Origin of the sequence: Methylomonas albis (assembly GCF_014850955.1) — a bacterium.
Lineage (GTDB): Bacteria > Pseudomonadota > Gammaproteobacteria > Methylococcales > Methylomonadaceae > Methylomonas > Methylomonas albis.
On the sequence record NZ_JACXSS010000001.1, the window covers coordinates 3,749,449 to 3,761,659 of the forward strand.

General features: G+C 50.9%; 11 protein-coding genes. 4 read left to right on the forward strand and 7 right to left on the reverse strand.

Annotated elements, in window-relative coordinates:
- Window positions 1–6 precede the first annotated feature (6 nt).
- On the reverse strand, window positions 7–2,835 hold the full coding sequence (gene lptD, locus EBA_RS17245) for an LPS assembly protein LptD (protein ID WP_192375847.1): 2,829 nt from the start codon (window positions 2,833–2,835) through the stop codon (window positions 7–9).
- A gap of 95 nt (window positions 2,836–2,930) precedes the next feature.
- Here lptD and EBA_RS17250 point away from each other — a divergent pair, with 95 nt between their 5' ends.
- A complete protein-coding gene (locus EBA_RS17250; protein ID WP_192375848.1) occupies window positions 2,931–3,932 on the forward strand; it encodes an aminoglycoside phosphotransferase family protein in 1,002 nt (333 codons plus the stop codon).
- On the forward strand, window positions 3,929–4,636 hold the full coding sequence (gene murU / locus EBA_RS17255) for an N-acetylmuramate alpha-1-phosphate uridylyltransferase MurU (RefSeq protein WP_192375849.1): 708 nt from the start codon (window positions 3,929–3,931) through the stop codon (window positions 4,634–4,636). Before EBA_RS17250 ends, murU begins: the two co-directional genes overlap by 4 nt.
- On the opposite strand, the gene hemJ is transcribed toward murU, so the two are convergent.
- The 6 genes from hemJ to pyrC form a co-directional block, all read right to left on the reverse strand.
- The gene (gene hemJ, locus EBA_RS17260) at window positions 4,633–5,058 is read right to left on the reverse strand and encodes a protoporphyrinogen oxidase HemJ (protein ID WP_192375850.1); all 426 of its coding nucleotides are present in this window, start codon (window positions 5,056–5,058) and stop codon (window positions 4,633–4,635) included. The two genes, murU and hemJ, sit on opposite strands and share 4 nt — an antisense overlap.
- 19 nt (window positions 5,059–5,077) lie before the next feature.
- A complete protein-coding gene (locus EBA_RS17265) occupies window positions 5,078–5,530 on the reverse strand; it encodes a hypothetical protein (RefSeq protein ID WP_192375851.1) in 453 nt (150 codons plus the stop codon).
- A gap of 125 nt (window positions 5,531–5,655) precedes the next feature.
- The gene (locus EBA_RS17270) at window positions 5,656–6,024 is read right to left on the reverse strand and encodes a lipid-A-disaccharide synthase N-terminal domain-containing protein (protein WP_192375852.1); all 369 of its coding nucleotides are present in this window, start codon (window positions 6,022–6,024) and stop codon (window positions 5,656–5,658) included.
- A 50-nt stretch (window positions 6,025–6,074) separates the two neighbouring features.
- Window positions 6,075–6,800 (reverse strand): glycosyltransferase family 2 protein, encoded by a 726-nt coding sequence (locus EBA_RS17275; protein ID WP_192375853.1) that lies wholly within the window; start codon window positions 6,798–6,800, stop codon window positions 6,075–6,077.
- Window positions 6,801–6,876: 76 nt separating this feature from the next.
- The gene (locus tag EBA_RS17280; protein WP_192375854.1) at window positions 6,877–8,457 is read right to left on the reverse strand and encodes an ArnT family glycosyltransferase; all 1,581 of its coding nucleotides are present in this window, start codon (window positions 8,455–8,457) and stop codon (window positions 6,877–6,879) included.
- Between the two features lie 170 nt (window positions 8,458–8,627).
- Window positions 8,628–9,665 (reverse strand): dihydroorotase, encoded by a 1,038-nt coding sequence (gene pyrC / locus EBA_RS17285; protein ID WP_192375855.1) that lies wholly within the window; start codon window positions 9,663–9,665, stop codon window positions 8,628–8,630.
- Window positions 9,666–9,778: 113 nt separating this feature from the next.
- On the opposite strand from pyrC, the gene EBA_RS17290 reads away from it, so the two are divergent.
- Together EBA_RS17290 and aspS are read left to right on the forward strand one after the other, a co-directional pair.
- On the forward strand, window positions 9,779–10,042 hold the full coding sequence (locus EBA_RS17290) for an FmdB family zinc ribbon protein (RefSeq protein ID WP_192375856.1): 264 nt from the start codon (window positions 9,779–9,781) through the stop codon (window positions 10,040–10,042).
- 93 nt (window positions 10,043–10,135) lie between these two features.
- Window positions 10,136–11,926 (forward strand): aspartate--tRNA ligase, encoded by a 1,791-nt coding sequence (gene aspS, locus EBA_RS17295; protein WP_192375857.1) that lies wholly within the window; start codon window positions 10,136–10,138, stop codon window positions 11,924–11,926.
- Window positions 11,927–12,211 lie beyond the last annotated feature (285 nt).

Consider the following 12,211-nt stretch of genomic DNA (forward strand, 5'->3'; position numbering starts at 1 on the left):
CGTTGCTTACTCAAAATAGCTGGCTTTGCGATAGCCTTTCAGGTTGGTTTGCAGAAAGGTATCGACATTATCGCCGAAGCTGGACAGACCTTTCAGTTCCAACTGTACGAAAAACGCGGTTTCCGGCTTGGTGGTTGGATCGATATAGGCCGTGGTATTGGCACCGTTGATAAAGCGCCTACCCAGAATACGGAAGCGCCAACAACAGTTTTCCTTTTCCAGGCCTATGAAACTTTCCGTGGTTTTGTCGAAATTCAAAGAGTACTGCCAGCGTCCGAAGCCATACCATTCGCCGAACAAGGGTAAACGGAACGACACATCGGTTTGAGAAATGGTTTGCAAACTATCCAGTGGGTTTCGGCGGTAACGATAGCCGAGGTTAAAAATCTGGTTCGGTTGCATATTATATTTTAATGCCACTTGACCGCGGGCAAAGCCGTTAGCTTCCGGGTCCCACTGAGTTCCCGTCATATAAGACCAGTGCTTGCTGAATTGGCCGCTAAGTTCGCCGACAAAATTAGACGTATTACTGGTCTCGATGGACTGCCCAGGCATCGTCACCGTTCTGTCCTGGAAATACATAATCTGTCCCAGACTGACTTTTAAAGGTTCCAAACCAGTATTGGAATCGATAAACCGGGAAACAGTCGCCAGCGTGACCTGATTGGCATCCTGGACCCTATCCCCGCCGGCAAAGCGATTTTCCCGGAACAAGCTGTAAAAATTAGTATCGTACAGAGCGGTATCGAAGACCGGAATATTACTTTGATCTTTGCGCGGTATATACAAGTAAAAAGCCTGCGGCTCCAAAGTATGCAGATACTGGGAACCACCGAAGTTAAGGTCTCTTTCGAAATTCATACCGCTACTAACCGAGAAGATCGGCAAAGTACGGCTGATAGTGCTGGGTTGGCTGGCCAAAGTTTGGTTGCTTAATTGATACTGCGTATATTGGCCCGTGATTCTCGGAATGATGTAACCGGCGCTACTTTCCAGCGGCACGCTAAGCGATGGGGCGATATTAAAGCGCTGACCGTTTACCAACTCGGAGTGGTAGAAGTGGGTAAACTCGTTATTCATTGCCAATGTAACCGGCAAGCCTTCAAACGCATGAGCCAGGTTGAAATTGACGCGAGGCAGCATATCGTATGGCATTGCCGCATCCGTGATGGTTTTATCCACCGATTGATAATGGTAGGCGCCAACGGATAAACCTACGCCTGTTCCGGCCACGGCCCCACCGTAACTTATCAATGCGGTACTGGGCAAATAGCTGGTATTTTGGAAACCCAAAGCATTATTTAAGTCGTTGAAATAGGTTTTATCGGACACATAGTTCAAATCCAACAAGGAACTTAAACCCGGCAACAAGCTGGTTTGGTCTTTCCAGCTTGCCGAGTAACGGGCCTTGTTGACCAATTGATCGTTGGGCATATATTCCGCAGCAAACGTGCCTCTGGACATATCGGTCAAATAGCGGAATTTATTGCGCAATTGCTCGCCACGCTTACTCATGTAACGCGGGGTAACTATATCGTCGAAGTTGGGGGCGATGTTCCAATAAAACGGAACAGACACGTCAAAACCGTTCCGCTGCGTACTACCCCAGGTGGGGGCCAATAGGCCCGACAAGCGGCGATTGTCGGTAGGGAAGGAAATATACGGTGTGTAGAGCACAGGCACGCCTTTAAACTCCAGCCAAGCATTTTTTGCCGAGCCTTGTCCGCTATCCCGATTAATTTTCATCCGCGAAGCATGCACGATCCAGTCCTGATTGCCCGGCGCACAACTGGTAAAAGCGGCATCGTTATAACGCGACAAACCTTTGCTCTCGCGATAGACCACTTCGGCGTTACCGCGAAACGGCGCCTCCGCGACTATAAATTGGGCCTTCCGCAAGCGCGCTTCGTCTTTACCTAGACTCAAGGATGCAGTCTCACTGGAAAACGCCATTTGATCTTCGCTGTATAGCACGCTACCTTGCGCATCCAGCGTCTCGGCGACTGTATCGTAACTGGCCTTGTCTGCGATCAAATGCTGATCGGCGCGCACCATATCGACGTTACCGGCAAAATTAAGCACTTCGCCATCGAACACTTCCGAAAAGTCAGCGTTTATATCGGTGACAGCCGCGTCGCGAACTTCAGAGGAGGTGGTCTTGATCTTGCGCTTTTTGCCGCCCCATACTTCACAGCTTTGCCAAGGATCTCTGTCGAATTCGGCGCGTAGGGTTTGAAAGTCCCGTTCTTGCTTACGATCAAAGGTAGGTGTCAACCAGGATGAACCGGCCGCCTCACTGCTACCGCCATCAGCCACCACATGCGCTTCACCCTTAGGATCGGCACCCATTAGATTACAATTCCAACCGTTCTTGTTGTCCTCGGTTTTACATGTCCAACCCGGGACTTTACCCGAGGAGACACTGGCAGTTTCAGTCTTGGGCTCAACTTTTTCCAGTACCGGTTTTTGATTTTCAGTGACTTTAATCCGCAGCTTTTGCGGTTCAGCCACGGCTTTCTCGGCTACCTTTTCTACCGCGTTGATCTTTTCGAGTTCTTGCACCGGTTTCACCGCTTGCTGTACTGGCGCCGGGATAACAGGCACGATAGCCGGCGGCTGAGCGATGGTTTCCGGTTGTTTGGGTGCCGATTCTACGGCGGGACTGGGTTTTATGACTTGCGGCTGGGCCGGCTCAGTACCTGCTGGCGTTTGATTTAGACAGGTCCACTCACCGTTTTTGGTTTGCTCACAATTCCACGCCGCATTATTGGCAGCAGAGGCAACGCCCGTAAAAAACAATAATGCTGAAGAAATTGTATAAAACCGATAATTCATGTCTTGGCGAATGCAGCTAAATTGACTTAGCGGAATGGAAATCGAATAAAATGCTTTCCGGCATTTTACCTTAGGTTGACCCGCAATTAACAAAAATGTATGTTTCCAGCTTAGACCGCCGCTTGGCGGAGCTTGTCGATTGGCTAAATAACGACCTCGCGCTTGATATTCAGCAGATTTCCCCGGCCTCCAGTGATGCCAGTTTCAGACGGTATTTTAGAGTCGAACACCGTGGCGGCAGCCATATTGCTATGGACGCGCCACCGGACAAGGAAAATACCGAGCCGTTCGTGCGCATCGCCGGATTGTTAAAGCCCACCGACATTCACGTACCGAACATTTTTTGGCAAAATAGCCGGCAAGGTTTTCTGCTGCTGGAGGATTTAGGCTCTACGAGCTACCTCGACCATCTGCAAATGGATAACGCCGAAACGCTTTATCGCCAAGCCTTAGACAGCTTGCTGAAGCTGCAGATCGGCGTCAACACAGACAATTGCGGCCTGCCGGCTTATGACCGTGCCCTGCTGCTGAGAGAACTGGGTATTTTTTACGAGTGGTTTCTGGAAAAACTACTGGGCATTGCGATTCCCGATACAGTTGCGACACCACTCAACAACATTCTAATCCAGTCAGCGCTTGAGCAACCGCAAGTCTGCGTACACCGCGATTATCACTCCCGAAACCTGATGTTTCTGGAGCACGCCTCGCCGGGCATTATCGACTTTCAGGATGCGGTGATAGGTCCAATCAGCTACGATTTGATTTCATTGCTGCGCGACTGTTACATCGCCTGGCCGGAACAGCAGGTCATTAGTTGGGCGCAGGATTATCACCAACGTCTTTGTGTGGCGGGGCTGCTTCAAGCCGATTTTAATCAATTTAGACGCTGGCTCGACCTGATGGGCATGCAGCGCCACCTGAAAGCGGTCGGCATTTTCGCCAGACTGCATCTACGCGACGGAAAGTCCAATTATTTGGCCGACATCCCGCGCACCTTGGCCTACATCTCGACGGTTTGCGAGCACTATCCGGAGCTGGCCGCGATGCGCCAGTTTCTGCAAGCACAAGTCCTACCGGCTTACCGAGCGTCCGTATGAAAGCGATGATTTTAGCCGCCGGACGCGGCGAAAGAATGCGGCCGTTGACCGACTATACCCCTAAACCCTTACTAAAAGCGGCCGGCAAGGCCTTGATCGAATACACCATAGAAAATCTGGCCGCTGCGGGCTTTGGGGAAATCGTCATCAACATCGCCCATCTAGGCGAACAGATTAAAGATTATTGCGGAAACGGCAAACGCTGGAACGTATCGATTGTGTATTCTGATGAAGGCGAAACAGCACTGGAAACGGCCGGCGGCATTGCCAAGGCGCTGCCTTTGCTGGGCGACAAACCTTTTCTAGTGCTGAACGCGGATATAGTTTGCGATTATTCCTTAGCCGGTTTGCGGACCAAAGCCATCGACCTCGCTCATCTGGTGATGATAAATAATCCGCCGCATCATCCTGAAGGCGATTTTTCGCTAAACGCCAGCGGTTTACTGTCGGAACAAGGTTCGAACAAGCTGACCTTCAGCGGTATCGGCGTCTATCACCCCAAGCTGTTTGAAAACATTCCGGTCGCGCCATTAAAACTTAGACCGGTGTTGAACGCTGCAATGCAACTGCAGCGCATTAGCGGCGAGAAATTTTCGGGCCTGTGGATGGACATAGGCACGCCGGAACGCCTGCAAACCGTGGGTGCACTGGACAAGCATCATCCACGCGAAACGAGCAGGCATTCCGAGGATGTCGCCAATTAGAACGGCTTAATAACCGCTAGCAGCACGATGGCGAATAAAAACAACACCGGAATCTCGTTGATCCAGCGAAAATACACATGCGAATGCTGGTTTCGGTCATACTTAAAATCCAGCAGCCACTTGCCGCAAAACAGATGGTAAACCACCAGCAAGCCCAATAACGCCAGCTTTAGATGCAGCCAACCGCTAGCGGAATAAAGCATCCAGGCGTAATCGCCCAACATCCAAACGCCAAAGATAAAGGTGCAAATCATGCCCGGCGTCATGATGCCGTAATAGAGTTTGCGCTCCATCACTTTGAAGCGCTCGTGACTAATACTGTCGTCGCTCATCGCGTGATAAACAAATAGCCTGGGCAAATAAAACAAACCCGCAAACCAGGTCACCATAAAAATCAAATGTAGGGCTTTTAACCAGAGCATGATGATCCCGAGAGATTAGCTAACGTAAAATTTGGGTAGTCACCGGTGCAGGCATGACGGGCAAGGCGGTGGGAGGGGCGACAATCATGACCCGATTATTGTTTTGCTGCGCCTGTCTTTCCAAGGCTGCCGCTTGGCGTTGCTCCGCTTCAACTTGCTGCTGCTGTGCAATCGCGCTTTGTTTTAGGGCATTCGTCGATTCGGTTTGATTTTTCAACATCGCATCGCGTCTTTCCGCTTCCTGCCTGGCTACTTTGGCGGCGTCCTGTTCGCTTTCTAAGGCTTGTAGCCTAGCCTTGGCTGCAGACTCTTGCCCTTCATTGGCTTGAATGTCCAACTGCACGGCTTTATCACTCGTTTGGCAAGGCTTGGCTTGATAAACAGTTTTACTGTCCTTACCAATACATTTAAATATTTCGGCACTGGCCGAGTGATAACTCAGAACCATCGCTATCAAAATCAACCCCCTCATCGCACACCTCGCCAAAACGCCATTTGCTCAGCACAGTTTAGGGTAAAAACCCGGCCTGTTTTCAATAGTTCGGAAAAATCCTCTCCCCAAAGCTGGACACGCAATTTCCATAATGGCCAAACTGTTTAGGCACCCAGGTCTTCATCGGTTATTTCCGCTAACGCGTCGCGATGTTCACGACGAATTAGTATCAAATTTCTGGCATAAACAAAAGTGCCTGGTAATTGACCCAGGATAATCACCGGATCAACTCGGTGAATCCCATAAGCCAACACGATAACGCCGCCCGACAAACTGAAGTACCAAAAACTGACCGGAATCATGCTTTTCTGGTGGCGTTCGCTATGAATCCATTGCACGATAAAACGCATCATAAACAGAGTCTGTCCCACCAGGCCAATACTGAGCCAAATAATGTCGTTCGAGTCCATCCCGGACAAATGGTGCTGCCATTTTTCCAAAAGATGGGTAAAGAAATAAACAACGCTATCCATGCACGAGACTCCTGAAAATGAGGGCGATACGGATGAGTTGAGCCTGCTGATCAACCACGACCGACCTCACTAACGACGGGCAGACTATGGCGTTTTTTCAACCAAACCACGCCTAGCAAGTCGACGATACCGACCAACGCCCTATCCAGTGTACCGTATTTAGACTGTCCGAAATTTCTGGGTCTATGATTCACCTTCACGGAAATGACATGCCCGCCAGCCATCCTGATTAAAGCCGGCAAGAAACGATGAATATGATCGAAATACGGCAAAGCCAAAAACTTATCCCGCAGGAATAACTTCAACCCGCAACCGGTATCCGGGGTAGCGTCATGCAAAATTGACTGCCGAACGGCGTTGGCAAATTTGGAGGAAAACTTCCGCCAGCCAGTGTCGTTGCGCTGATGACGAAAGCCGGCCAGCATCCACAATTGGCTGTCTTGCTGTTCGTGCCAGGCCGCGACCAAGCTGGGAATATCAGCCGGATCATTCTGACCGTCGCCGTCCAAGGTAGCGATCCACGGATACCGAGCCGCAGAAACGCCGGTATGCACCGCGCGGCTTTGTCCGCAACTACGTTGGTGTGTCAACACTCGCAAGGTCGGATATTGCTGCATTGCGCGTTGTAGCTTAACGCTGGTATCGTCGGTGCTACCGTCGTCGACAAAAATCATTTCATAGGCTTCCCGATCGCCCAGAGCACGATGAATTTCCTCGATCAGCAATTCGACATTGTCCGTTTCATTGTGAACGGGGACTACTACAGAAATCTTCATATCTTGTTGAAAGCTTAAAAAGTTGTGAATTGTATCAAACGCTTATATCAAAATAAGAATTTTGTACGCGTTTGAATTACAGCGGCTTGACTTGAGCGGCCTGCCCCGCGCGCCGAAATATCAGCCAATACTCCCGATGCTGTTGTAGATATGCGGCTTCGGTAGGCTGGTCTTTTTCCAGAGAAATCAGATAGCCATCGGCATGTTTTGCCGCCCAATCAGCAAGCTGTTCCGCCGGCAAAACCGGCAGAGGCTGAGTTAATCGCCCTAAGAAATTGAATTGCCCTTGGTAATTCCCTACATACACATAAGGGATGTGCTGTTCGTTTAAACGCTTAACCTGCGACGCCGCTGGCTCCAGGTTATATGCGGAACCGGCGTAGCGGAAGAAGAATATAAATCCGACAAAAATCGCCGCCACCAAAGCCGTCGATGCCGCCACTATTGTCAATTTGCGCTTAATCCACACCGATATTGCCAAAACGACGGCAATAGCCAACACACTCAATCCCCATGTCGGCTGCACAGTCTGCACCCAATTCAATTTCGACAAGCCCGGCACCTTGGGCAGACACACTAAAAATATTCCGATTGCGGCGAATAGCACCGGCAATAATAACTCTCCACCAAACCTCGGCTTTTCGGCGTTTTGCCCTACTACCCTGGCCACCAGTAAGGCGAATGCCGGCAACATCGGAATCAAATAATGAATCTGCTTGCTGGGCAACAAAGAAAACACCACAAAAGTCGTTGCCAGCCAGACCAGACAAAATCGCAGGCCGCCATCGTTAAAAAATCGGCTACCGCGCAGACTGCCCCAGAAACACGGCCAGAATAACCAAGGGAACAGAAACATCGGTAAAAAAGGCAGGTACCAAAACATCGAGCGGGTATGGATTTTGGTGCCTACCGCACGATCAGCGGTCTGATGCCAAAGTATCGCATTGGCATACTCCTCCCCACCGGCAATGGCGGCCGGAATCGCCCAGGCTAAGGCTATAGCAGCTCCGAGCAAAACGGCGATTAACAAACCGCCAAACCAGCGGAAATAGACAACAGGGCGCTGAGCCCAGACAAACACTAACATCGCTGTGGGTATTAAATGCAGAAAAACCACCGGCCCTTTGCTCAAAATGCCCAAGCCCACCGCTACCGCGACCAGCACCCAGCCCTTGCGCTCCGCACCTTGTATGACTTCCAGCATGCCGAGCATTCCCAACAGCACCCAGCTAGTCAGCAGAACATCAAACATGGTCGACGTGGCGAACAAGGTCCACAGCAAGGTCGCAATCAATATCCACGGCGCCAATAATGCCGCGGCGGCCTGCTCAGTCCAAAGCTTTTCAGCCAATTTTCGCGTCAGCAGTAGATTTGCCAATGCCGCCAACGGCCCTACCAAACTTGGCCACCATTCGTTGACGCCAAATACCGACCAACCGGCCTGAATCAGCCAAAATAGCAAGGGCGGCTTATGGCTATAGGTTTGGCCATTCAAATACGGTACCAGAAAATCGCCGCGCAGCCACATGTCCCAAGCCACGCTGAGATAACGAGTTTCGTCTATGGGTATTGCCGAGCGAAAATAAACGGTCGCGGTCAACAACAGCCAGAGCGGCAGAATGCCCCAGCGGTAGATCAGATTATCGGATATCGTCATTGTTAGAAGGAATATCGGTACTGGATAAAACAGGATAACGCCAGCGCTATCATAAAAGAATTCAGCTAATTTCACGCCAGTGATGACACAGGCGGCAAAGCCCTATGCAAGACGAAATCGGTTGATACCAGCCGCCACACAGACTGAATTGTCCCACTTTGCATTAGGCATTATTGGACAACTAAGCGCCATGACATTTGCTCACCGGCACGCAATGGAGTAATAGCCACGTCAGTGTCGGTGTACGCATCAGGGACGGTCCAGGTTCGTTTTTCTAAGGTGACGCTTGCACTATTGCGCGGCAAGCCGTAAAAATCCGCGCCGTAAAAACTGGCAAAGCCTTCCAGCTTATCCAATGCGCCAGCCTGCTCAAAGGCTTCTGCGTACAACTCCAATGCCGCATGCGCACTGTAACAACCGGCACATCCACAGCTATTTTCCTTCAGTGCCGTTAAATGCGGCGCACTGTCGGTGCCGAGGAAAAACTTGGGATTACCGCTTGTCGCCGCCTTTAATAAGGCTTGGCGATGATGTTCGCGTTTCAGGATAGGCAAACAATAATAGTGCGGACGAATACCGCCAGCCAAAATCGCATTGCGGTTGTACAGCAAATGCTGAGGCGTAATAGTCGCGGCGACGTTCTCGGCTGCAGCTTCGACAAACTGTACCGCTTCCTGAGTCGTCAGATGCTCAACTACAATGCGTAGCGCCGGAAAGTGCTGGGTAAGCTTGCTTAACGAGCTATCGATAAAGATTTTTTCGCGATCGAAAATATCGTATTCGGCATCGGTGACTTCGCCATGAATCAATAACGGCACACCGTATTTTTCCATCGCCGCGAACAAGGAATAAGCCGCTTCAATATCGGCGACGCCGGCATCGGAATTAGTGGTCGCGCCGGCGGGATACAATTTGAACGCATGCACATGTTCGGCATCCGCCAGTTTTTTGATTTCATCCACCGGCGTATTTGCCGTGAGATATAAGGTCATCAACGGCTGAAATGCCGAGCCTGGCGGCAAAGCAGCCAAAATTTCTTGCCGGTAGCCCAAAGCCTGCGCCACCGTTGTTACCGGCGGTTTCAGATTGGGCATGATAATAGCCCGACCGAATTGCCTAGCCGTATGCGCTATCACCGTTTTTAAAATACTGCCGGTCCTGACGTGCAAATGACTATCGTCAGGTTGGCGTATGGTCAATTTATCCATAATCTCCGGGCGTTTTCATTTAAAATAGCCCGTTATTCTAACATTAAGGGCCTTGAAAATTTAAAACCCTGCCCTTAGTAAGCCGATTTAGACACTTTCAACTGGAGAAGCAGATGCCTATTTACGAATACCAATGCAATGCTTGCGGACATGAACACGAAGCACTGCAAAAACTGAGCGCCGAGCCCTTAGTCGTTTGCCCCGCCTGCAACGAAGCGGAATTAAGAAAGAAAATCTCCGCAGCGGGATTTCGTCTGAAAGGTGGCGGCTGGTACGAAACCGATTTTAAAAGCGGCGCTAAGAAAAATGTCGCCGGCGAAAACAAAGCACCGGAAAAAGCCAGCAGTTGCAGTGGCTGCACTAACCACAACCACTAGGAAATCCATGGTAAATGCCAAGTTTTTCCGAAAAGACGAGCATTCCCCCATTTTTACCTATCCCCCCGTATTTTGATTAACCCGAGAACAACTATGCGTAGCCACAAGTGTGGAGATTTGAACACCCAACATTTAGGTCAAACCGTTGCCCTGTGCGGCTGGGTACATCGTCGTCGTGACCACGGCGGCGTTATTTTTATCGACTTGAGAGACCGCGCCGGCCTGGTGCAAGTGGTGTTCGATCCCGATATGGCCGAAAGCTTTGCGATTGCCGAAAGTGTGCGCAGCGAATATGTATTGCGTATCGAAGGTGTCGTGCGCGACCGCCCGGAAGGCACGCATAACCCCAACATGTCTACCGGCCAAATCGAAGTATTGGGCAAACACATCGAAGTACTGAACGAATCGGAAACCCCGCCGTTCCCATTGGAAAGCGACATCGAAGTCAACGAAGAAACCCGTCTACGCTTCCGTTACATAGACCTGCGCCGCACTGTGATGCAGCAAAAAATGAAGGTGCGCCGCGACGTTACCCGCAATCTGCGCCAATATCTAGACGATCACGAATTTTTCGAAATCGAAACGCCGTATCTTACCAAAGCCACTCCGGAAGGTGCGCGCGACTACATCGTCCCTAGCCGCACCCACCAAAATTCGTTTTTTGCCTTGCCGCAGTCACCGCAGCTGTACAAACAGTTACTGATGATTGCAGGCATGGATCGCTATTATCAAGTGGTGCGCTGTTTCCGCGACGAAGACTTACGCGCCGACCGCCAGCCGGAATTTACCCAGTTGGATATCGAGACCTCGTTCATGAACGAGCAGCAAATCATGGTAATCATGGAAGAAATGATCCGCCGCTTGTTCAAAGACATTATTGATGTCGATTTGGGCGACAAATTCCCGGTCATGAGTTATGCCGAAGCCATGAATCGTTACGGTTCGGACCGCCCGGACCTGCGTATCCCGCTGGAACTGCTAGACATTGCCGAGGAAATGAAAGGCGTGGATTTCAAAGTCTTCTCCGGCCCAGCTAACGATCCGAACGGCCGCGTGGTCGCGATGAAATTGCCGGAAGGTGGCGACTTGAGCCGCAGCGTGATCGACGAACTGACCAAGTTCGTGGGCATTTATGGTGCGAAAGGCTTGGCGTACATCAAAGTCAACGATCTGGCCGCCGGCGTCGAAGGCTTGCAATCGCCTATCGTCAAATTCGCTCCGGCTGACGTCTGGGCCAAGGTAATGGAAAAAGTCGGCGCACAGAACGGCGACTTGATTTTCTTCGGTGCCGACAAAACGGGCATCGTCAACGAGGCAATGGGTGCATTACGGGTTAAATTAGGCTTGGACCGCAACTTATTGACTGGTCCCTGGAAACCGTTGTGGGTCGTGGACTTCCCGATGTTCGCCTGGGATGAAAAAGCCCAACGTTTCACCGCGATTCACCATCCGTTTACCGCACCGAGCTGCTCGGTGGAAGAATTGGTCGCCAATCCCGGCACCGCGCTGTCGCGCGCTTACGACTTGGTATTGAACGGCACCGAGGTCGGCGGTGGCTCGATCAGGATCAACCGCACCGCGATGCAACAAACCGTATTCGACATTCTCGGCATCGGCCACGAAGAAGCGCGGGAGAAATTCGGCTTCTTACTGGACGCCTTGAAATACGGCGCACCGCCGCACGGTGGTATCGCCTTTGGCTTGGACCGTTTGGTGATGCTGATGACCGGCGCCAGCTCGATCCGCGATGTGATTGCTTTCCCGAAAACCCAAACTGCTGCCTGCCCGCTATTCAACGCGCCGGCCGAGGTCAGCGAAGAGCAATTGAAGGAACTCGGTATCAGACTGCGTAAGCCTGCCGGCAAGGACGAAAAACCGGAATAAGCACCCCATCAAAGGGTGGACAAGTGATTTGTCCACCCTTTTCCGTGGCAATAAGGCTTGCCGCAAATAACCCCATCACCACCCTTCGCATCAATCAACTAGAAACCGCATAATTTGCCGGTTACTGCGTTGATAAACATCAAAAAATCCCCCACAAATAGCTGTTGACTTTTTTTACCGAATTGATAAGTTAATCACGTTATTTTTGCAAATAACAGATCCAGGTTTCGGATCTTTGCATGGCACAGGGATTAGCGTCCAAAACTCCCCTTTGCGGGAGGAGGT